General features: G+C 61.0%; 21 protein-coding genes and 1 pseudogene. 14 read left to right on the forward strand and 8 right to left on the reverse strand.

All coding sequences use genetic code 11. The annotated features are described in order from the left end of the window. Positions 1-85: 85 nt before the first annotated feature. From uppO to F3H58_RS03085, 3 genes are all read left to right on the forward strand, one after another. On the forward strand, positions 86-1501 hold the full coding sequence (gene uppO, locus F3H58_RS03075; protein WP_149741159.1) for a polysaccharide biosynthesis phosphomannomutase UppO: 1416 nt from the start codon (positions 86-88) through the stop codon (positions 1499-1501). 133 nt (positions 1502-1634) lie between these two features. Next, positions 1635-2036, forward strand: a complete 402-nt coding sequence (locus tag F3H58_RS03080; RefSeq protein WP_149741160.1) for a group II truncated hemoglobin — start codon at positions 1635-1637, stop codon at positions 2034-2036. Then, entirely contained in the window at positions 2033-2428 is a 396-nt protein-coding gene (locus tag F3H58_RS03085; RefSeq protein ID WP_188128746.1) for a DUF423 domain-containing protein, read from the forward strand. The genes F3H58_RS03080 and F3H58_RS03085 overlap by 4 nt, the downstream gene beginning before the upstream one ends. Before the next feature lie 104 nt (positions 2429-2532). Here the strand turns inward: F3H58_RS03085 and F3H58_RS03090 are convergent, their stop codons facing one another. The 3 genes and pseudogenes from F3H58_RS03090 to rutR all read right to left on the reverse strand — a co-directional run bounded on the left by F3H58_RS03090 (position 2533) and on the right by rutR (position 4123). Then, positions 2533-2823, reverse strand: coding sequence for a hypothetical protein (locus tag F3H58_RS03090; RefSeq protein ID WP_149741341.1), 291 nt, complete (start codon positions 2821-2823; stop codon positions 2533-2535). After that, positions 2804-3127 (reverse strand): annotated as a pseudogene (locus F3H58_RS03095) (DUF2325 domain-containing protein); the annotation flags it as partial. The gene F3H58_RS03090 and the pseudogene F3H58_RS03095, both read right to left, overlap by 20 nt. A 354-nt stretch (positions 3128-3481) precedes the next feature. Then, positions 3482-4123: an HTH-type transcriptional regulator RutR gene (rutR, locus tag F3H58_RS03100; protein ID WP_003520582.1), complete on the reverse strand. Its 642-nt coding sequence runs from the start codon at positions 4121-4123 to the stop codon at positions 3482-3484. A gap of 260 nt (positions 4124-4383) precedes the next feature. Between rutR and F3H58_RS03105 the strand changes: the two genes are divergently transcribed. From F3H58_RS03105 to F3H58_RS03170, 11 genes are all read left to right on the forward strand, one after another. Next, positions 4384-5631, forward strand: coding sequence for a Zn-dependent hydrolase (locus tag F3H58_RS03105; protein WP_149741162.1), 1248 nt, complete (start codon positions 4384-4386; stop codon positions 5629-5631). Next, positions 5628-6257 carry an endonuclease domain-containing protein gene (locus tag F3H58_RS03115; protein WP_286169002.1) on the forward strand — a complete coding sequence of 210 codons (630 nt, stop codon included), beginning with the start codon at positions 5628-5630 and terminating at the stop codon, positions 6255-6257. Before F3H58_RS03105 ends, F3H58_RS03115 begins: the two co-directional genes overlap by 4 nt. Further along, positions 6254-7711, forward strand: coding sequence for a dihydropyrimidinase (gene hydA, locus F3H58_RS03120; RefSeq protein ID WP_149741164.1), 1458 nt, complete (start codon positions 6254-6256; stop codon positions 7709-7711). Before F3H58_RS03115 ends, hydA begins: the two co-directional genes overlap by 4 nt. Further along, complete coding sequence (locus F3H58_RS03125; RefSeq protein ID WP_188128747.1) at positions 7708-8151, forward strand: NUDIX hydrolase; 444 nt, start codon at positions 7708-7710, stop codon at positions 8149-8151. The genes hydA and F3H58_RS03125 overlap by 4 nt, the downstream gene beginning before the upstream one ends. Continuing rightward, positions 8148-8942 carry an ABC transporter ATP-binding protein gene (locus F3H58_RS03130; protein ID WP_080856698.1) on the forward strand — a complete coding sequence of 265 codons (795 nt, stop codon included), beginning with the start codon at positions 8148-8150 and terminating at the stop codon, positions 8940-8942. Before F3H58_RS03125 ends, F3H58_RS03130 begins: the two co-directional genes overlap by 4 nt. A 234-nt stretch (positions 8943-9176) precedes the next feature. Then, positions 9177-10052 carry an ABC transporter permease gene (locus tag F3H58_RS03140; RefSeq protein ID WP_149741165.1) on the forward strand — a complete coding sequence of 292 codons (876 nt, stop codon included), beginning with the start codon at positions 9177-9179 and terminating at the stop codon, positions 10050-10052. Next, positions 10049-10921 (forward strand): ABC transporter permease, encoded by an 873-nt coding sequence (locus F3H58_RS03145; protein ID WP_149741166.1) that lies wholly within the window; start codon positions 10049-10051, stop codon positions 10919-10921. The genes F3H58_RS03140 and F3H58_RS03145 overlap by 4 nt, the downstream gene beginning before the upstream one ends. Before the next feature lie 21 nt (positions 10922-10942). Continuing rightward, positions 10943-11935 (forward strand): ABC transporter substrate-binding protein, encoded by a 993-nt coding sequence (locus F3H58_RS03150; RefSeq protein ID WP_149741167.1) that lies wholly within the window; start codon positions 10943-10945, stop codon positions 11933-11935. 556 nt (positions 11936-12491) lie between these two features. Continuing rightward, positions 12492-13685 (forward strand): efflux RND transporter periplasmic adaptor subunit, encoded by a 1194-nt coding sequence (locus tag F3H58_RS03155; RefSeq protein WP_149741168.1) that lies wholly within the window; start codon positions 12492-12494, stop codon positions 13683-13685. Positions 13686-13698: 13 nt separating this feature from the next. Further along, on the forward strand, positions 13699-17019 hold the full coding sequence (locus F3H58_RS03160; protein ID WP_149741169.1) for an efflux RND transporter permease subunit: 3321 nt from the start codon (positions 13699-13701) through the stop codon (positions 17017-17019). A 467-nt stretch (positions 17020-17486) separates the two neighbouring features. After that, positions 17487-18176, forward strand: coding sequence for a Crp/Fnr family transcriptional regulator (locus tag F3H58_RS03170; protein WP_003520592.1), 690 nt, complete (start codon positions 17487-17489; stop codon positions 18174-18176). Between the two features lie 72 nt (positions 18177-18248). Here F3H58_RS03170 and aidB read toward each other — a convergent pair whose 3' ends face one another. The 5 genes from aidB to F3H58_RS03195 form a co-directional block, all read right to left on the reverse strand. Next, entirely contained in the window at positions 18249-19073 is an 825-nt protein-coding gene (gene aidB, locus F3H58_RS03175) for an AidB family quorum-quenching N-acyl homoserine lactonase (RefSeq protein WP_149741170.1), read from the reverse strand. A 3-nt stretch (positions 19074-19076) separates the two neighbouring features. Beyond that, entirely contained in the window at positions 19077-19688 is a 612-nt protein-coding gene (ureG, locus tag F3H58_RS03180) for an urease accessory protein UreG (RefSeq protein ID WP_003520595.1), read from the reverse strand. Between the two features lie 267 nt (positions 19689-19955). Next, entirely contained in the window at positions 19956-20627 is a 672-nt protein-coding gene (locus tag F3H58_RS03185) for an urease accessory protein UreF (protein ID WP_188128748.1), read from the reverse strand. Between the two features lie 3 nt (positions 20628-20630). After that, a complete protein-coding gene (gene ureE / locus F3H58_RS03190; RefSeq protein WP_003520598.1) occupies positions 20631-21116 on the reverse strand; it encodes an urease accessory protein UreE in 486 nt (161 codons plus the stop codon). Between the two features lie 355 nt (positions 21117-21471). Next, on the reverse strand, positions 21472-22008 hold the full coding sequence (locus F3H58_RS03195; protein ID WP_003520599.1) for a peroxiredoxin: 537 nt from the start codon (positions 22006-22008) through the stop codon (positions 21472-21474). Between the last annotated feature and the right edge of the window lie 63 nt (positions 22009-22071).

Raw genomic sequence — 22071 nt, forward strand, 5'->3', positions numbered from 1 at the left:
GAATGGATCGATACGGTTCTTTCAACCGTTATATTTTTGCATTATCCATTTGACCCTCAAAGATTTTATCGAAACGGAGTTTGGAATGAGCCTGAAATTTGGAACGAGCGGCCTTCGCGGCCTCTCCGTCGATCTGAAAGGAAAAGCTTCCGCCGTCTATGCCACGGCATTTGCGAGGCACCTTCTCACATCGGGCCAGGCAAAGGCGGGCGATCCCATTCTCGTCGGCCGCGATTTCCGCGATTCGAGCCCGGATGTTTCCGCCACCTGCATCGCCGCGCTCAAAAAAGCCGGGCTGACCCCGTTCGATTGCGGCACCGTGCCAACACCGGCGCTGGCGCTTTACGGCCTGTCGCTCAAGGCCGGCGCGCTGATGATCACCGGCTCGCATATCCCGGCCGACCGCAACGGCATCAAGTTCTACCGCCCGGACGGTGAAATCGACAAGCAGGACGAGACGGCGATTGCCGCTCTTGCCGCCGAAATCGAAGCCGAAGGCATCAGCGATGAAGCGGCGACCGCCGAGGACCATTCCGCCGCGGCAACCGAACTTTTCTACGAGCGCAACATTGCGCTGCTGCCGGAAAAGGCGCTCTCCGGCCTCAAGATCGGCGTTTACCAGCACAGCACGGTGGCGCGCGATCTCTTTGTCGACGTGCTTGCTCATTATGGTGCGGATGTCGTTCCGCTCGGCCGCTCCGAGACCTTCATCCCTGTCGATACCGAAGCGGTCTCGCCGGAAACGCTGGCCCTTCTCAAGAAATGGTCGCCGGAGCACGGTCTCGACGCCATCGTTTCCGCCGATGGCGACGGCGACCGTCCCCTGCTGACCGATGAAAACGGCGTGCCGCTGCGCGGCGACCTCATCGGCCTGATCACCGCCAATTTCCTCGGCGCCGGTGTGGTCGTCACCCCCGTCACCTCCAATTCCGGCATCGAGGCGAGCGGTTCGTTCGACGTCGTCCGCACCAAAGTCGGCTCCCCCTTCGTGATCGCGGGCATGGCTGAGGCGCTCGCCGCCGGCAAGAACGGCGTCATGGGCTTCGAGGCCAATGGCGGCCTGCTGACGGCCTCCGCCTTCACCTTGAACGGCAGGGCGCTTTCGCCGCTGCCGACGCGTGACAGCTTCCTGCCGGTTCTCGCCGTGCTGCTTCTCTCGGCAGAACAGAAAAAGCCGCTGTCGCAGATCGCCGCTGCCTATAACCTGCCGGTCGCCGCCGCCGATCGCCTGGAAAATTTCGCGCAGGAAAAGAGCGCCGCCCTGATGACGCATCTGCGCGCCTCGCGCAGCAATCTCGAAGCCTTCCTCGCACCGGTCGGCACCGTGAAGGCGCTGAGCGACATCGACGGCCTGCGCGTCGCGCTCACCGATGGCAGCACCATCCATTTCCGCCCATCCGGCAATGCTCCCGAAATGCGCTGCTACGTCGAAGCCGCCAATCAGGACGAGGCCGAAACGCTTCTGAACAAGGGGCTCGATCTCATTCGCAATTTTGGGTGACGCTTTGCGCGATGCCGGGCTTGCCCGGCATCTGTCCTCCTTGACCTGTCCCAAATGTCGCACCCCGCCCGTGCCCTGTTGCTCTTCCGGCTCCATGGAGCGATAAGGACCGGAGGGCCACAAGAGGCGGACGATGAGCGGCGAGACCATTACCCTTTATGAAGCGATAGGTGGCGATGCGACCGTCAGGGCGCTGACCCGGCGCTTTTACGAATTGATGGATACCCTGCCGGAAGCGGCGCGCTGCCGCGCCATCCATCCCGCCGATCTTTCCGGCAGCGAGGCGAAGTTTTACGATTATCTGACGGGATATCTTGGCGGACCGCCCGTTTATGTCGAAAAACACGGCCATCCGATGTTGCGGCGGCGTCATTTCGCCGCCCCTATCGGCCAGGCCGAGCGGGATGAATGGCTGCTCTGCTTCCGCCGCGCCATGGACGAGACCATCGAAAACCCGAAGCTGCGCGAGATCATCTGGACGCCGGTCGAGCGGCTGGCCTTTCACATGCAGAACCAGGAGGCGGACAGCCAATGACCACGCAGAGCGCGACCATCGCAAGCCTGCCGCGCGAAAGATTGCGGGCCTTCATTCTATTGCTGGGCGGCCTCCTGGGTGCTGCGGGCGTCATGCTTGCCGCCGCCGCCACGCATACCGGCGAAACCTATATGCTCGGCAATGCCTCGGCCATGGCGCTGGCGCATGCACCGGTGCTGGTGGCGCTTCATATCGGCGGGGATCGCATCAGAACCGCCATTCCGGCAGGCCTGATCCTCGGCCTCGGCACCGCGATCTTTGTCGGCGATCTCGTTACCAGGCATTTTTCCGGCCACAGCCTGTTTCCCTACGCCGCACCCACGGGCGGCCTCGGCATGATCGGCGGATGGCTGGTGCTGTGCGCGGGAGCGTTTCTGAAGCCGAAGGGCTAGAGCGCGTTCGGTTTAAACCGAACCGTCGGACGTGCCCTGCCTCTTTGTTTTACGCATTTCCGGACGTAAAACCGCTTCGCACTTTGACTGGAAATGCTTCGGCTTTAGCCTTTGCGCCGCGTCCAGCGAAACGAGAGGATATTGCGGCCCTCTTCGGCCGCCGTGCCGATCTCGAAGGACGGCGTTTCACCGGGCTGGCGGGTGCGCAGATAGGGAAAGGTCACGACATTGCCGCCGCTTCTGGCAAGGCGGTTGCGCCTTTCGCGTTCACCGATGATTTCATAGATATCCGTCAGGGCCGGATCGGCAGCCTGTTCGGCCATCTTGTGCAGTTCCACACGGCAGGCTTCCGCCGCCGGCTCTTCACCCTTAAAATTATTGCGCTCGTCGCTCATCGCTGGAGGTCCGTTCATTCATGGTCTGCAGCGCCCGCTCCAGACTGGATTTGCTGCCGTTGCGCAGCGGAATGAACGTCTTGCCGAATTTCTTGCAACCGGACTTCACCCGCAGACACGCATCGTGGCTGATACAGTCGATCGGGCAGAAAACGCAGTCGACGGAGGGAAGTACGGTATCGATGCGGGAGACGGCTTCACGCAGGCCGCCATCGTGATGAATGAGCTCCGCGCCGAAGTTGCTGGCGATCTGGCGAAGATGCGCAACCTGACAGTCACGGCCGCCGACATAAAGAAAGCTTTTGGGACCGGAAAGCTGCTGTTCGACTACATCCCGCTCGGTCTGGGGAACGCCCTTGCCATGCTTGCCGCCACGTTCGGCCTTCTTCTTTTCCTTGCGTGCCATTCCCTCACCTGCCGGTTGATTTTTCAATGCCCCGGACGTTCGGGATGCCGGCACCATAATAAAGATGAGTTTTGGAGTAAAGTATAAAGGTGATAATTTTCCTCATGTTTTTACATAAAGAATCGATCACTTAGAGCATTACCAGGAAAAGTGGACCCGGTTTTCCGTCCGGAAATGCGCCAAAACAAAGAGTTAGAGTGTTTTCGCGATTCGAAGAACGCGAAAACACTCTAGGCGCGAGAACAGCCCGGTTCAGCCGTTTATCCGCAATCCGCCCATGAAAAGCTGCTCCAGATGCCGGGCCGCATCCTCAAAACGGCCCTCGCCGCCATTCTTCTCGCCCAGCACCGCCCGCACCTGCACATCGAAATCCGCATAATGCTGCGTGGTAGACCAGATGGAAAAAATGAGGTGATAAGGATCGCATTTGGCCATCCGTCCGGCCTTCACCCAGGCGCGGATGACCTCGGCCTTTTCATCCACCAGTTGTTTCAGCGGCCCCTTCAGCTCATCCTCGATATGCGGCGCGCCCTGGAGGATTTCATTGGCGAACAGGCGGCTTTCACGCGGGAAATCGCGCGACATTTCCAGCTTGCGACGAATATAGGAGCGAATCTCGCTTTCAGGATTGCCCTCGGCATCGAAAGCGCGCAGCGGGTCAAGCCATGTGTCCAGCACCCGCTCTATCAGCGCGCGATGCATCGCCTCCTTGGTGCGGAAATAATAAAGCACGTTCGGTTTCGACATGCCGGCCGCCTCGGCAATCTGATCGATGGTGGAGCCGCGAAACCCGTTTGTGGAAAAAACACTGAGCGCGGCTTCAAGAATCGCTTCCTGCTTTTCTTCCTGAATGCGGGTCCGCTTCTGTGTTTTCGCTGCGCGCGGTATGGCCATTCTCAGCTCTCTGTTTCTTTTCCATGCAATTGCCGTTACAGTATGCTTAAAAAATAATCTACGCGTACAGTTTAGGCAAAATTACTGCGATTCGTCACGAAAATCCCTTGCTGACGGCACCGCGAATTTGCAATGTTTACCAGCCGGTCAATTTATCCCCCATCGCCATCACAAGGCAATGGCTGTTATCTTAACCGGCAAAAAAGGGAACGGCACAAGCTTTGCTTCGATAAAAACAAAACAGGTGAGGACGACACTTCATGGCGGCGGGTAAGAACTTGACGGTCAATGGCGACCGTCTGTGGGACAGTCTGATGGATATGGCGAAGATTGGCCCCGGCATTGCCGGCGGCAATAATCGCCGTACGCTGACGGATGAGGATGCGGAAGGCCGCCGCCTCTTCCAGCGCTGGTGCGAAGCGGCGGGCCTGACGATGGGCGTCGACCGCATGGGCACCATGTTCGCAACCCGCCCCGGCGAGGACCCGGATGCGCTTCCCGTTTATATCGGCAGCCACCTCGACACCCAGCCGACCGGCGGCAAATTCGATGGCGTGCTCGGCGTGCTGGCCGGGCTGGAGGTGGTGCGCAGCCTGAATGACTTGAACATCAAAACCAGACACCCGATCACCGTCACCAACTGGTCAAACGAGGAAGGCGCACGCTTTGCCCCGGCCATGCTGGCCTCCGGCGTCTTCGCTGGCATTCACGATCTCGATTATGCCTATGGCCGCACCGATACCGACGGCAAAACCTATGGCGAAGAGCTGAAGCGCATCGGCTGGCTGGGCGAGGAAGAGGTCGGCGCGCGCAAAATGCACGCCTATTTCGAATATCACATCGAACAGGGGCCGATCCTGGAGGCGGAAAACAAACAGATCGGCGTCGTCACCCATTGCCAGGGCCTGTGGTGGCTGGAAGTGACGCTGACCGGCAAGGAAGCCCACACCGGCTCCACGCCTATGGCCATGCGCATCAATGCCGGTCTTGCCGCCGCCCGCATTCTCGAAAAGGTGCAGGAGGTGGCCATGGCCCACCAGCCCGGCGCCGTCGCCGGCGTCGGCCAGATGATCTTCACGCCCAATTCCCGCAATGTGCTGCCCGGCAAGGTGGTCTTCACCATCGACCTTAGAACCCCCTCACAGGCGAAACTCGACAGCATGCGCGCCATCTTCGAACGCGAGGTGCCGCAGATCGCCGAAGAACTCGGCGTCGGCTGCTCGATCGAGGCGATCGGCCATTTCGATCCCGTCACCTTCGACCCCGTTCTGGTCGGGCGCGTGCGCTCCGCCGCCGAAAAACTCGGCTACAGCCACATGGATATCATCTCCGGCGCCGGCCACGATGCCTGCTGGACGGCAAGGGTCGCCCCTTCCACCATGATCTTCTGCCCTTGCGTGGACGGGCTTTCCCACAACGAAGCCGAGGAAATTTCGCCGGAATGGGCAGCCGCCGGCTGCGATGTGCTGCTGCATGCGGTGCTGGAGACTGCGGAGATCGTTGAATGATCGTACCCACGATGGCAGGCCCCCTCATCCGGCCCTTCGGGCCACCTTCTCCCCGGCGGGGAGAAGAAACGCGCGGCAATGTTTTCGCCACCACCACCACCGACGTCATAAAAACCTGCGACGGTGCCTCCCATTTCTTCTCCCCGCCGGGGAGAAGGTGGCCCGAAGGGTCGGATGAGGGGGCAAGCGTCATGGCCGATCACACGGGCAAAAAAGTATCGAAACGCCATTCCGGCAAAACCACGCAAGCGCGGAAACTCCGCCGCAACGAAACCGATGCGGAATATCGCCTCTGGTACGAACTCAAGAGTCGAGGACTCAACGGCTTCAAATTCAGCCGGCAAGTTCCTCTTGGCCCTTACATCGCGGATTTCGTCTGCCGCGAGAAAATGCTGATCGTCGAGCTGGACGGATCGCAGCACGCCTCTTCCACACATGATCGGCAGCGGACGCTATGGCTGAATAAACAGGGCTATGCGGTGCTGCGGTTCTGGAACCATGAGGTTTTCGAAGAGCGCTCCTCTGTGCTCAATACCATCCTGGCCGTCCTGAACGCCGAGACTTTCCTGCCCGATCATCCCGACCGTTATTCGCCAGTCCTCGTTACCGGGAACATGCACCAATGACCGCCACCATCATCAAGAACGGCACCATCGTCACCGCCGACCTCACCTATAAAGCCGATGTGAAGATCGAAGGCGGCAGGATCACCGAGATCGGCCCCGATCTGACCGGCGGCACGGTACTCGATGCCACCGGATGTTACGTCATGCCCGGCGGCATCGATCCGCATGTGCATCTGGAAATGCCCTTCATGGGCACCTATTCCGCCGATGATTTCGAGAGCGGCACGCGCGCGGCGCTTGCCGGCGGCACCACCATGGTGGTGGATTTCTGCCTGCCGGAGCCCGGGCAGTCGCTTCTTGATGCCCTGCAGCGATGGGACAACAAGGCGACGCGCGCCAATTGCGATTATTCCTTCCACATGGCCGTCACCTGGTGGGGCGAGCAGGTCTTCAACGAAATGAAGTCGGTGGTTCGGGAAAAGGGCATCAACTCCTTCAAGCACTTCATGGCCTATAAGGGCGCCTTGATGGTGAATGACGACGAGATGTTCGCCTCCTTCTCGCGCTGCGCCGAACTGGGCGCCATTCCCTTCGTGCATGCGGAAAACGGCGATATCGTCGCGCAGATGCAGGAAAAACTGATGGCGGAAGGCAATGTCGGGCCGGAGGCGCATGCCTATTCACGCCCGCCCTCTGTGGAAGGCGAGGCCACCAACCGCGCCATCATCATCGCCGATATGGCGGGTGCGCCGCTTTATGTCGTCCACACCTCCTGCGAACAGGCGCATGAAGCGATCCGCCGCGCCCGCCAAAACGGCATGCGGGTCTATGGCGAGCCGCTGATCCAGCACCTGATCCTCGATGAAAGCGAATATGCCAATGCCGACTGGGATCACGCCGCCCGCCGGGTGATGTCGCCGCCCTTCCGCAACCGGCAGCATCAGGACAGCCTCTGGGCGGGCCTCGCCTCCGGCTCGCTGCAATGCGTGGCGACCGACCATTGCGCCTTCACCACCGAGCAGAAACGCTTCGGCCTTGGCGATTTCCGCAGGATTCCGAACGGCACCGGCGGGCTGGAAGATCGCATGCCGCTGCTCTGGACCCATGGCGTGGCGACCGGCCGCCTGACGATGAACGAATTCGTCGCCGTTACCTCCACCAACATCGCCAAGATTCTGAACATCTACCCCAGAAAGGGCGCGATCCTCGTCGGCAGCGATGCCGATATTGTCGTCTGGGATCCGGCGCTGGAAAAGACCATCAGCGCGGCGAGCCAGCAATCGGCCATCGATTACAACGTGTTCGAAGGCCAGAAGGTGAAGGGCCTGCCGCGCTACACCCTGTCGCGCGGTCTCGTTAGCATCGAGGAGGCCACCATCGAAACGCAGCCGGGTCACGGCCAGTTCATCGCCCGCGATGCTTATCCAGCCGTCAGCCGGGCGCTTTCCACCTGGAAGGAACTCGTCGCGCCGCGCAAGGTGGAGCGCAGCGGCATTCCGGCATCGGGTGTATGACCGTGAGCGCCGGGCCGAAACGCGAAATCGTCATCGCCGCAGCCGTTCTCCTCAATGAGCGGCGGCAGATGCTGGTCGTGCGCAAGCGCGGCACCACGCAATTCATGCAGCCGGGCGGCAAGATCGATCCGGGCGAAACGCCGGAACAGGCGCTTCACCGCGAACTTGCCGAGGAAATCGGCCTGACGCTGCCCGAAAATGCCGCCCGTTATGAAGGCGTCTTTCGCGAGGAGGCCGCCAATGAGACGGGGGCGGACGTCGTCGCCCACACATTCATCGCCAGACTTCAGACAGAGGTCGCCCCGCAGGCGGAAATAGAGGAAGTGCGCTGGCTCGATCTCGACCGCCACACCGGCATAACGATCGCAAGGCTTACGGAAACCCAAATGCTGCCGCTGGCGCGCGCGGCCCTGACGGAAAGCGAAACCAAGCCCAGATGAACCAGGCCTCCCCCTATTCCGTCGTTTCCGCCCGAAACCTCGGCCTCACTTTCGAAACGGGCGATGGCCCGGTGCACGCACTCTCCAATGTCGACCTGGAGGTCGGCAAAGGCGATTTCGTCTCCTTCATCGGCCCTTCCGGCTGCGGCAAGACCACCTTTCTGCGGGTGATCGCCGATCTGGAAAAACACACATCCGGCGACATCACCGTCAACGGCACGACGCCGGAAAACGCCCGCCGGGACCGCTCTTACGGTTACGTTTTTCAGGCCGCCGCCCTTTATCCCTGGCGCAGCATCGAAAAGAACATCGCGCTGCCGCTCGAAATCATGGGCTATACCAAGGCCGAGCAGCGCGAGCGCATCGAGCGCACGCTCGATCTCGTCAATCTCAACGGTTTCGGCAAGAAATATCCCTGGCAACTTTCCGGCGGCATGCAGCAGCGCGCCTCCATCGCCCGCGCTCTCGCCTTCGATGCCGACCTGCTGTTGATGGACGAGCCCTTCGGCGCACTGGATGAGATCGTGCGCGATCACCTCAACGAACAGCTTCTGAAACTCTGGGATACGACCGGCAAGACCATCTGCTTCGTCACCCATTCCATTCCCGAAGCGGTCTATCTTTCGACCAAGATCGTCGTGATGTCGCCGCGGCCGGGTCGGGTGACGGATGTGATTGAATCCACATTGCCGCGGGAAAGACCGCTTGAGATTCGTGAGACGCCGGAGTTTCTGGCGATTGCGCATCGGGTGCGTGAGGGGTTGAAGGCGGGGCATAGCTATGAGGGGTGAGGTCATCGCAAGCTTCACCCCCCTCTGCCCTGCCGGGCATCTCCCCCTCAAGGGGGGAGATCGGCAGGAGGCCCTACCACCGCTCCATTCGCAAGCGTTGAGATGGGCGAGACCCAACCACGAGTCGATCTCCCCCCTTGAGGGGGAGATGTCCGGCAGGACAGAGGGGGGTAAGCCACACCCACAAGGCACCGCTAAACCTCACCCGCGGCAAAAGCGAGGGAGCGAAAACCCATGACCCTCCTCCGCCACCGCATCCTCCCCATCCTAACCGTCCTTCTCGCCATCCTCATCCTCTGGCACCTCGCCGTCATCTACCTCAACATGCCTTTCGCCCGCGACCAGGCCACCCGCGCCGGCCAGACGCCGGGCTTCTTCGAACTCCTGCCGCAAACCTTCGCCCAGGAGCGTCCGGTTCTCCCCGCCCCGCACCAGATTGCCGCGGAACTGTGGGACACCACGGTCAACAAGGCCGTCACCTCCAAGCGCAGCCTCATTTACCACGCCGGCGTTACGCTCTCGGCCACCCTGCTCGGTTTCGCCATCGGCGCGGTACTTGGCATCCTGATTGCCGTCGCCATCGTGCATAACCGCGCCATGGACCGCTCCGTCATGCCGTGGATCATCGCCAGCCAGACCATCCCCATCCTCGCCGTCGCGCCGATGATCATCGTCGTGTTGAATTCCATCGGCATTTCCGGGCTGCTGCCGAAGGCGCTGATCTCCACCTATCTTTCCTTCTTCCCCATCGTCGTCGGCATGGTGAAGGGCCTCCGAAGCCCGGAGACGATCCAACTCGACCTGATGCACACCTATAATGCCTCGCCCGGCCAGATATTCTGGAAGCTGCGCTGGCCTTCGGCGCTGCCGTATCTCTTCACCTCGCTGAAGATCGCCGCCGCCATTGCGCTGGTCGGCGCCATCGTCGGTGAATTGCCGACAGGCGCCGTTGCCGGGCTTGGCGCGCGCCTGCTTTCCGGTTCCTATTACGGCCAGACGGTGCAGATATGGGCGGCGCTGTTCATGGCCGCCGGTGTGGCCGCCTTGCTCGTATCCATCATCGGCATCGCCCATGCCGCCGTCCTCAAGAGAATGGGAGCCCGGCCATGACCCATCCCGGCTGGTTTTTCGGCGCGATCCTGCTCTGGCTTGCCGCCTGGGCCTTCAACGAATGGCTGGTGCGCCGCCGCGTCTCCACGCCAGCGGCAAAACGCATCGGCCGCATCGCCGTGCCGCTCCTCTTCGGGCTTGCCATCCTCGCACTCTGGGAAGGCGTGGTGCGCGGTTTTTCCGTGCCGCCCATCCTGCTGCCGGCCCCCAGCGCCATCCTCGCGCGCCTTGCCGGCTCCCTGCCGATCCTCTGGGCGGATTTCCGCCAGACCTTCATCAAATCGGTACTGACGGGTTATGTGCTCGGCTGCGGCCTCGGCTTTGCCGTCGCCATCCTCATCGACCGGTCGCCCTTCCTCCAGCGCGGGCTGCTGCCCATCGGCAATTTCGTCTCGGCTCTGCCGGTCGTCGGCGTAGCACCCATCATGGTCATGTGGTTCGGCTTCGACTGGCAGTCGAAAGTCGCCGTCGTCGTCATCATGACCTTCTTCCCCATGCTGGTGAACACGGTTCAGGGGCTTGCCGCTTCCAGCCACATGGAACGCGACCTGATGCGCACCTATGCCGCTGGCTGGTGGCACACATTGCTGAAACTGCGCCTGCCCGCCGCCTGGCCCTTCATCTTCAACGCGCTGAAGATCAATTCCACGCTGGCGCTGATCGGCGCCATCGTCGCGGAATTTTTCGGCACGCCCATCGTTGGCATGGGTTTCCGCATCTCGGCGGAAATGGGCCGCAGCAATGTCGATATGGTCTGGGCCGAAATCGCGGTCGCCGCGCTCGCCGGCTCCGGCTTTTATGGTCTGGTGGCGCTCGCAGAGCGGGCCGTCACCTTCTGGCATCCGTCCGTCCGTGGGGGACGAACGTAAATAACGAAAAAGGGAACAGCGATGAAAATGAAACTTGCATCCATGCTTCTTGCCGGCGCGTCACTCCTGACCGCATTCGGAGCGCAGGCCGCCGACAAGATCACCCTTCAACTCAAATGGGTCACCCAGGCGCAGTTCGCCGGATATTACGTCGCCAAGGACAAGGGTTTTTACGAAGCCGAAGGCCTCGATGTCGACATCAAGCCCGGCGGCCCGGATATTGCACCGGCGCAGGTTCTGGCCGGCGGCGGCGCTGACGTCATCGTCGACTGGATGCCATCCGCACTCGCCACCCGCGAAAAGGGCGTGCCGCTGGTCAATATCGCCCAGCCGTTCAAATCGTCAGGCATGATGCTGACCTGCCTGAAAGAAACCGGCATCACCAAGCCGGAAGATTTCAAGGGCAAGACGCTGGGCGTCTGGTTCTTCGGCAATGAATATCCATTCCTGTCCTGGATGGCGCACCTGAAAATCCCGACAACCGGCGGCGCCGATGGCGTGACTGTTCTCAAACAGGGCTTCAATGTCGATCCGCTGCTGCAGAAACAGGCCGCCTGCATTTCCACCATGACCTATAATGAATATTGGCAGGTCATCGATGCCGGCATCAAGCCGGAGGAACTCGTCACCTTCAAATACGAGGCGGAAGGCGTCGCGACGCTGGAAGACGGGCTTTACGTTCTGGAAGACAAGCTGAAGGACGCCAAGTTCAAGGACGACATGGTCAAATTCGTCCGCGCTTCCATGAAGGGCTGGAAATGGGCCGAAGAAAACCCTGACGACGCCGCCGATATCGTTCTCGAAAACGACGCCTCCGGCGCCCAGACCGAAAAACACCAGAAGCGCATGATGGGCGAAGTGGCAAAACTCACCGCCGGCTCGAAAGGCGCGCTCGACAAGGCGGACTATGACCGCACGGTCAAGACGCTGCTGGGCGGCGGCTCCGATCCGGTCATCACCAAGGAACCGACAGGCGCCTTCACCACCGAAATCACCGATGCGGCGCTGAAATAGTTCGAAGTGACGCCTAGATAATGGAGCGCGCGGGAGGTCCGCGCGTTCTGATTTATGATTGGTACCAGGGCGACAACTCTCTCGACGTCATCCTTGGGCTTGTCCCAAGGATCTAACCACGTCAACAAAATCACAACGTTGCAGATCCTCGGCACAAGGCCGAGGATGACGTCGGTGAGAATCGCTTAACTCGATTTCCCATCTGGCGTCGATCTTCTTTTGGAGGCTTTGCCGGAATGCGCCTATTTCACTGGTAACCCATTTGACGAATTACAATATCCCCACCTATACAAAAATGTATATCAACCATCGCGGCTATGCGGATTGATTTGTACGACAACAAGAATTACAGTCCCGCCCACAAGACTGCCAAATTTGATCTTGTAAAATAAGCACAGGGCAAAGGTGCTTAAGATTCGCGTTGAGGGGCGTTTGAATCGGGAGGATCGAAAAGGAAGTATTGTGATCCCTTGTTTCACATTAGCTATCGCATGACCTTCTAAATGAGCCTTGGGGCTGCAGGACATGCGATCGGATATTGCGCGAGCCAAGACACATGCAGCATAAAGTCACGTTTAACCGCTTTGTATTCCTTCTTCTTTCCGCAACGGCGCTTCCCCTCTCCGCAGCCGCCGAGGGAGAGGCGCAGGCGCCGGTCAAACAGCAGAACCTGCCCTCGATCATCGTCGCGCATGCGGCAAAACGCGATCTCGTGGACCGCATCATCGCGACCGGCACCATTCGCCCGGTCGATGAAATCTATGTCCAGCCACTGGTCGACGGCCTGTCGATCGACACGCTGAACGTCGATATTGGCGACAAAGTGGAGGCAAATGCCGTCCTCGCTGTCCTTTCATCGGACAGTCTGATCCTTCAGAAAAGCCAGCTTGAAGCCAATAAGGCCAAGGCACAGGCTGCCGTTGCGCAGGCGAAAGCACAGGTTCTGGAAGCGGAGGCGAGTGCGAACGACGCGAACCGCCAGCGTGACCGCGCCGCAAAGCTCGGCCAGAGCGGTTCCGGTTCCGTCTCCCAGGTTGAGCAGACGCAGGCGCAGGCGGAAGTCGCCGCCGCCAAGCTGAATGCCGCCCGCCAGGCCGTTTCCGCCGGCGAAGCCGACATCAAGGTGGTCGATGCCCAGATCGCCGACATCGATCTGAAACTGACGCGCACCGGCGTGAAAACCCCCGTTGCCGGCATCGTTTCCGCCAAGAACGCCAAGGTTGGGGCCATCGCCAGCGGCGCCGGTAATCCGCTTTTCACCGTCATTAAGGACGGCGCGATCGAACTCGTGGCCGATCTGTCCGAGACTGACATCCAGAAGGTGAAAGTCGGCCAGAAAGCCTATTTGACGGTTGCCGGCGGAGCTGAGAAAATAGAGGGCAAGGTGCGCCTCGTGTCGCCCACCGTCGATCCGACCACGCGCCTCGGTTCCGTGCATGTGGTGTTGCCCGAAGGTAGCCCGGCGCGATCCGGCATGTATGCCAGCGCGGCGATCATCGTCGAGGAGACGAATGCGCTCGCCTTGCCGCTGTCGGCCGTCACCTCCGGGCGTGAAGGTTCAACCACCCGCAAGGTGGAAGGCGACGTCGTCAAACAGGTAAAGATCGAGACCGGCATCGAAGACGGCGGTTTTATCGAGATTGTCAGCGGTCTTGCCGCTGGAGACAAGGTTGTCGAGAAAGCTGGGGCATTCGTGCGTGATGGGGACCGGATCAGACCGGTGGAAGCCCAGACGGCTGCGTCCAACTGACTGAGGGAATGAGATGAACTTTTCCGCATGGTCAATCCGTAACCCGATTGCGCCGCTGCTCGGCTTCGCGCTTTTGATGATCCTCGGCATGCAGGCGTTCAACACCCTGCCCATCACCCGTTTTCCGAACATCGACGTTCCCGTCGTGGCCGTCACGGTCACCCAGAGCGGCGCTTCGCCGTCCGAGCTGGAAATGCAGGTGACGAAGGAAATAGAGGACGCCGTCGCTGCCATCAGCGGCGTCGACGAAATCCAGTCCACCGTGGTCGATGGCCAGTCCACCACCACGGTCGTCTTCCGCATCGAAAAGCCGACGGAAGAAGCGGTTCAGGATACGAAGGACGCCATCGACAAGATCCGCAGCGATCTTCCCGCCGATATCGAGGAACCGATTGTCAGCAAGATCGACGTCGAGGGTCAGGCGATCCAGACCTTCGCCGTCTCCTCGCCCAACATGACGCTGGAAGAACTGTCCTGGTTCGTGGATGACACGATCAAGCGTTCGCTCCAGGGCCAGTCGGGCATCGGCAAGGTGGACCGTTATGGCGGCGCTGACCGCGAAGTGCGCGTTTCGCTGAACCCCGAAAAGCTCGATGCCTATGGCATTACCGCCACCGAGGTGAACAGCCAGCTGCGCGGCACGAACGTCGATCTCGGCTCGGGCCGAGGCCAGGTTGGCGGCAACGAACAGACCATCCGCACGCTCGGCGATACGCGCGACGTGAGCCAGCTTGCCAATACCACGATAGCGCTGTCCAACGGTCGTTTCGTCAAGCTCTCCGAACTCGGCACGGTCACCGACACCTATGAGGAGCAGAAATCCTTCTCGCGCTTCAACGGCAATCCCGCCGTCACCTTCGCGGTGTTCCGCTCCAAGGGCGCGAGCGAGGTCTCGGTCGCCGAAACCGTGGCGGCAAGCCTCGATCAGGTGCGCAAGGATCATCCCGACGTCTCGATCGAAATGGTCGATGACGCCGTCTATTTCACCTATGGCAATTACGAGGCGGCGCTGCATACGCTGATCGAAGGCGCTATCCTTGCCGTTATCGTCGTCCTGCTCTTCCTGCGCAACTGGCGTGCAACGCTGATTGCCGCCGTGGCGCTGCCGCTTTCCGCGATCCCGACCTTCTGGATCATGGATATCATGGGCTTCTCGCTCAACCTCGTCAGCTTCCTGGCCTTGACCCTCGCCACGGGTATTCTCGTGGATGACGCCATCGTGGAAATCGAGAACATCGCCCGCCATATCAAGATGGGCAAGACGCCCTATCGGGCAGCGCTGGAAGCGGCGGATGAAATCGGCCTCGCCGTCATCGCCACCAGCTTCACCATCATCGCCGTTTTCGTGCCCGTCTCGTTCATGCCCGGCATTCCCGGCCAGTACTTCATCCAATTCGGCCTCACCGTCGCTTTCTCGGTGTTCTTCTCGCTGGCGGTAGCCCGTCTCATCACACCGTTGATGGCGGCCTATCTGATGCGCGCCGAAGATGCGATGGACGATCACCACGACAATGACAGCCGGTTGATGAAGGCCTATACGCGCATGGTCACCGCCACCACCCGCAAATGGTGGGCGCGTTATCTGACGCTGCTCGGCGCCATCGGCTTCCTCGTCGCTTCCGTCATTCTTCTCGCCGGCGTTCCGGGCAGCTTCCTGCCGCCGGACGACGCCTCACGCGTGACGCTTTCGGTGGAACTGCCGCCCAATGCGACGCTCGACGAAACCGACCACACGACAACGCAGATTTATCACGCCATCCGCGACATCGATGGCGTGGAAAGCGTCTTTATCCTCGGCGGCGCTTCGCCCAAGGGGGACCTGGAACTGCGTCGCGCCACCGTCAACGTCATCCTGCAGCATATCGACCATTCGCTGCTGAAAACCCTTGTCAACAAAGGCCTCGGCTCCATTCCGCTCATCGGCCAATATCTGCCGAAGGTGGAGGAAAAGGGTCGCACACGTCCGCAATGGGATGTGGAGCGGGATATTTTCGCGCAGGTGCGCGGCATTCCCGATGTGCGCATCATCAAGCTCAACGACCGTGCGGAACGCGAGCTCTCCTTCAACTTCCTCTCCTCAAACGAGAAGGACCTGAACGACGCCGTCGGTATTCTCGAAAGCCGCCTGCGCGCCTCGCCGATCCTCGCCAATGTCAGCTCGGAAGGTGCGTTGCCGCGCCCCGAACTGCAGATTCGCCCACGCAAGGATGAGATCGCCCGTCTCGGCATCACGCCGCAGCAGATTTCGCAGACCGTGCGTGTCGCCACCATCGGCGATATCGATGCGCAGCTGACGAAGATTTCGCTGGATGACCGGCAGATCCCGATCCGCGTGCAGGCCTCGCTCGATACCCGCCGCGATCTCGCCACCATCCGCGCGCTGAAGATCAAGACCGCCTCCGGGTCGCTGGTGCCGCTCTATAGCGTTGCCGATATCGACTATTCGGAAGGTCCAAGCTCGATCAAGCGCAACGACCGCAACCGCGTCGTGTCCATCGGCTCCGACGTGCCCTTCGGCACGGCGCTCGACACCTCGACGGCCGAGTTCAAGCGCATCGTGTCGGAAACCGACCTGCCGGCAAGCGTTCGCCTTGCCGAAAGCGGCGACGCCAAGGTGCAGGGCGAAATGCAGCAGGGCTTCGTCAACGCCATGCTGCTCGGCCTGATGCTGGTGCTGGTGGTGCTCATCCTGCTGTTCAAGGATGTCATCCAGCCCTTCACCATCCTGTTCTCGCTGCCGCTTGCCATCGGCGGCGTGGCGGTCGCGCTCATCATCACGCAGAACGCGCTGTCCATGCCCGTTCTCATCGGCATCCTGATGCTGATGGGCATCGTGACGAAGAACGCCATCCTGCTGGTGGATTTTGCCATCGAAATGCGCCGCCACGGCATGGAACGGGTGCATGCCATGGTCGAGGCCGGCCGCAAGCGCGCCCGCCCGATCATCATGACCTCCATCGCCATGTCGGCGGGCATGTTGCCCTCCGCGCTCGGCGTCGGCGAAGGCGGTTCGTTCCGCGCGCCGATGGCGATTGCGGTGATCGGCGGCATCATCGTCTCGACGGTGCTGTCCCTCATCGTGGTGCCGGCCTTCTTCCTCATCATGGACGACCTGTCGCGCCTGCTCGCCCACCTCTTCGGCCGCTTCGTCGGCAAGAAGGAAGAGGAGGAAGAGGCCCTCTCCAACGAGAAACTCTCAGAGATCGCCCGCGAAAACAGCCTGGCCCTTTCCTCGCTGGAGGCACGCGTCGCCAGCATGGAAAAGGGCACCGGCGACAAGGCCGCGGACAAGGGCAGCAACATATTGCGGCTGCCACCGCTTGCTGCGGAGTGAAGCTTGCAGAATAACGATTGAGACGCCGGGCCCTGTGCCCGGCGTTTCTTTTGGGAGTGTTTAAGGGCAAAACGGCGCCGCCTGTTTCTTCTCCCCGAGGGGGAGAAGGTGGCCCGAAGGGTCGGATGAGGGGGTAAGCTCTCCGCACATCTCTACCCTTGCCCCCTCATCCCGCTGCCGCGACCTTCTCCCCCTCGGGGAGAAGAAACAGGCGGCGCTCGCCCGCTCCATATTCCCCCTGTGCTTCTAAGCCCGAATGGACGAACCATTTCCTCCCGTAACGACTGCAATCCTGTTTGATCGAAATCAATTCGCTTTCCAGGTGAACTGCTAATCTCCCTCGCATCGGGAATTGCCGGTCGAAGGATAATGCGATGAGCTCTTTTCAGATAGGCGTGCGGGAACACGAACATCCCCATTTTCGTCTCGCTTCGGACAGCCCGGCAAAAGGTATGAGCGGGAGCCGGATGGACGTGAACAAGACCGTGAAGCTGAGCAACAGGGACAGGAACATTCTGCTGCGTGCACCCTTGATCGGGATAGCGGATGATGCGGCGGCGTTGAAGCTGATGGAGGCGGCGACCATCACCAATGTGAACGCCCGCCATGTGCTCTTCAAGGAAGGCGAAGCGGCGCAGCATTTCTACTGCGTGCTGTCGGGTTACATCAGGCTTTACCGGCTCGACCGGCATGGGCGCGAGGCGGATGTGCGCGTCAGCGGCCCCGGCGATACCTTCAACGAATGCCTTATTTTCGGCAGCGATACCTATCGCTACAGCGCGCAGGCGGCGGAAAGCTGCACCGTGGCGCGGTTCGAACTTGCAAGAATCCGCAGCCTGATCGATCAGGAGCCGGCCATCGCCAAGGCCGTCATGCGCTGCCTCTCCAACAGCCTGCTGGCCACGATGGATTGCATCGCCAACGACCGGCTACAGACGGCGCCGCAACGTGTCGCCCATTACCTCATCAATCAGGGCCCGCGCGACGCGACATCCTTTTCGCTGCGGCTGCCGTTCCAGAAAAGCCTGCTCGCCGGCAAGCTCGGCCTCGCGCCGGAAGCGCTGTCGCGTGCCTTTTCGGCACTGAAAAAGGCTGGCGTTACCGTGCGCGGACGCATCGTGCAGGTCAATGACGTCGCCGCATTGAAGCAGATCTGAAAATACTGGGAGAGGATGAAGGGCGGGATGCCATCAGGTATTTCGCCCTTCTGCATGTCCGAAATCGGAAAATCAGCCCGGCTGCGGCACGAAGCGGAAGCTGTCGTTCTGCCGCTCGACACGGAAAAATCCGCCGAGATGACCGCCGGAAACGAGCCAGCCATGGTCGGCGGCCTCGGCCAGCGCCTTGAGGCGTGTTTCATAAGCAAGCGCGGAATCGATATCATAGACGAAACCGACGCCGGGATCTTTCACCTGCCACTCGCTGACATGCAGCACGTCGCCCCATAATAACAGCCGCTCGTCGCCACTGCCGATCAGATAACCGGTATGCCCCGGCGTATGGCCGGGCATGGCGACTGCCTCGATACCCTCGGCAACCACGCCCATGGGGATCGGCCGCAGCATCGGGCCGCAAATGTCGAGCAGCCGCGCGGCAAGGTCGAAACCGCCCTGCCGGGCCGCCGGCAGGCTCTTGCGCGCCTCCGCGCTGCTGAAAAAGCCAAGATCGACCTCGGGAACCCATATGTCGGCATTGGGAAAATAAGGCTGGTCACCGTCGATGAGGCCAAGCGCATGGTCGCCATGAATATGGGTGAGGATGACACGCGTCACATCGGCCGGCTGGATCCCCGCGGCGATCATCGCCGCGCGGGCATGGCCATAGGCTGCACCCCAGGCCGTGCCGCAACCGGCATCGAACAGCCAGATGCGGTCAGGCCAGGACAGCGCAAAGCAGTTGACGTCCATATCCACCGTTTCGCCCTGATGGCCGGCAAGGGCCGCAGCCAGCGCTTCGGCGCCCCGACGATGGATGAGATGGCCGACCGGCGCTTTGTAGACACCGTCGACAAAACGGGAAACCTCGTAAGCACCGAAACGGCGGGAGATAGCCATATTTCAGAGACCGCCCTGCTCTTTCAGAAAACCGACGATGCGATCCACACCGTCGCCGCGTTTCATATCGGTGAAGACGAAGGGCATGGCGTTGCGCATACGGGTCGCGTCGCTGTCCATGACGGTGAGGTCAGCGCCGACATAGGGCGCAAGGTCCTTTTTGTTGATGACCAGCAGGTCCGAGCGGGTGATACCCGGCCCGCCCTTGCGCGGAATTTCCTCACCCTGGCAGACGGAGATCACATAGATGGTGATGTCGGCGAGGTCAGGCGAAAAGGTCGCGGCGAGATTGTCGCCGCCGGATTCGATGAAGACCACATCGAGATCGGGAAACCGCGCATTGAGCCCGGCAATCGCCTGCAGATTGATAGTCGCATCCTCACGAATGGCGGTATGCGGGCAACCGCCCGTCTCGACCCCGACGATACGCTCGGACGGCAGCGCCTGCATGCGCACCAGCGCCTCGGCATCTTCCTTGGTGTAGATATCGTTGGTGACGACCGCGACCGAATAATCGGCGCTCATTGCCTTGCAGAGCTTTTCCGTCAGCGCCGTCTTGCCAGAACCGACCGGCCCGCCAATGCCGACGCGCAGCGGCCCATTACCCGATTTCATGCCCGATGTCACAACCATATTCCCTTCGATATGCTTCGCTATTGTCTCACCATAGTCCCTCAGCGGGACGCTTCAATATATGCAAGGATCGTGCCGCGAGTTTCTTCTCCCCGCCGGGGAGAAGGTGGCCCGCAGGGTCGGATGAGGGGGCACCCTCTCCGAATACTGCTACCCTTGCCCCCTCATCCCGCTGCCGCGACCTTCTCCCCGGCGGGGAGAAGAAACAGGCGGCATCCGCTCGTTCAATACGATCGTCATGCAGCGCGATCAGGAACGGAAAAGCCGGGTGCCCTGCGTTTCATGGCGCATGGCTGCCGTATCGGCGATGATCGTCGCGCTGCCGAGATCGTCGAGCGTGGATTGCATCGCCCGCGCCGCCATCGCCGCGATGATGGCCTCGCTTGCGGCCAGAATGGTAACACCATCCTTCTGTCCCGCGACCCCGAGGCGGATGCCCGCTGAAACGATCTGCGAGGCGCCGGCATGCAAAAAGGCGGCAACCGTTTCCCTGAGCGGCACCGCATGACCGGCGGCAACCGCCCCGACGGCGATGGGATAAGGAACGTCTTTCGGCAGCAGGTCCAGAACGGCATGCGGCCATGCGCCGGCGGCGGCAACGAAGGCATCGCCCAGTAGCACCGTCTCGCGGTATCGCTCTGCCGAACCGGCCAGCGCCCGCGCCAGATCGGCCGTTTCGCTCAACACGGCCGCATCCTCGGCGCTGCGCCAGGCATGCGCCAAAAACACCGCATCGTTCCACAGGCTGCCGTGGCGCAGCAGCGTTTCGAGCCAGTCGCGCAAAGCCGCCGCATCGCCGACGCGCCGATCTTCCACCGCCTTTTCAAGCCCGCCGGAATAGGAAAAACCACCGACGGGAAAGGCCGGCGACATCCAGGCCATGAGCCGCAGCAACGCGGCAACGCCGCGATCTTCACTCACGGCTCAGCCGTGATCGTGATGGTGATGCCCGTGGTCATGACCATGGGAATGGCCGCCATGGGCGTGGTAAGCGCCGCGCGCCGGCTGGAATGGCTCTTCCACCTCACGCACGGTGGCGCCCAGACCTTCCAGCATGGCGCGAATGACATGGTCGCGCAGGATGAGAATACGCTCTTCCTCAATCTGCGCGGAAAGATGCCGGTTTCCCAGATGCCAGGCGAGCTCGATCAGGTGAAGGCGGTCCTTCGCCTTGATTTCGAACAGCTTTTCATCCGCCGCCCGGACCTCGATCAAGTCGCCGTTTTCCACCACCAGAAGATCGCCATGGGCAAACAGCACCGCTTCCTTCAGGTCCAGCATCACCATCTCGTCATTTTGCAGATGCAGCAGCTTGCGGCGCAGATGCCGCTGGTCATGCGCCAGGGTGACATAACCGGAAGCTTCGTCGGCAGGAGTTCCGGCCGGATGATAGGAGGTGACGCGCAGCATGGGATGATCCGTTTCAGAAACAGTCTTGGGGGTCTGATTTTTGCCGGATAGGCGGGGTGATTTCAAGGTGGATACAATGCAAGGCGTGAAAAAGGCCGGCATTGCCGGCAGAAAGACTTGAGGCGTCCGGCAACCACTCCCCCGTCATGCCGGACTGGATCCGGCATCCAGCCACGGCGCGTCCGCGCCGTGAGAAGAGTCTTTCGCGATCAAGGACTTGATCGCGCTGGACCCTGGATCTGGTCCGGGGTGACGGTGTGCGGATGAGGCGGCACCGCAAAAAACAATCACGTTCCATAAAACGAAAAAAGCCCGGCATTGCGGCCGGGCCTTCGCAAAAATCTTAAAACCCAAATCAGGCCGCAGCGCGTGCCTTCAGGTTTTCCAGAATGTTCTGCGGCGCGGAAACGCCATAGGGGTCGGATTCGCAATTGTCCGAATAGCCCTCTTCCTCGAACCACTGCTCGACGACGCCATCGTTGACGACGGCGGCGTAACGCCAGGAGCGCATGCCGAAACCGAGATTGTCCTTGGCGACCAGCATGCCCATCTTGCGGGTGAACTCACCCGAACCATCCGGAATGACCTTGACGTTTTCGAGGTTCTGGCCCTTTGCCCAGGCATTCATGACAAAGGCGTCATTGACCGACAGGCAATAGATGTCATCGACGCCGAGCGCGCGGAACTCGCCCGCCAGCTTTTCGAAATCGGGAAGCTGGTAGGTCGAGCAAGTCGGCGTGAAGGCGCCGGGCAGCGAAAACAGAACGACCTTCTTGCCCTTGAAATAATCGTCGGAGGTCATGTCCTGCCAACGGAACGGGTTGGGGCCACCGACAGCCTCATCGCGAACGCGCGTGCGGAAGGTTACGGCGGGCACTTTTTTGCCGAGCATGTCTTGTCTCCTGTTCTGGCGTTTTACGAGGATCGCTTGGGATCGATCCGCGCGGAATTCTTT

Origin of the sequence: Rhizobium sp. NFACC06-2, assembly GCF_900101425.1 — a bacterium.
Lineage (GTDB): Bacteria > Pseudomonadota > Alphaproteobacteria > Rhizobiales > Rhizobiaceae > Agrobacterium > Agrobacterium leguminum.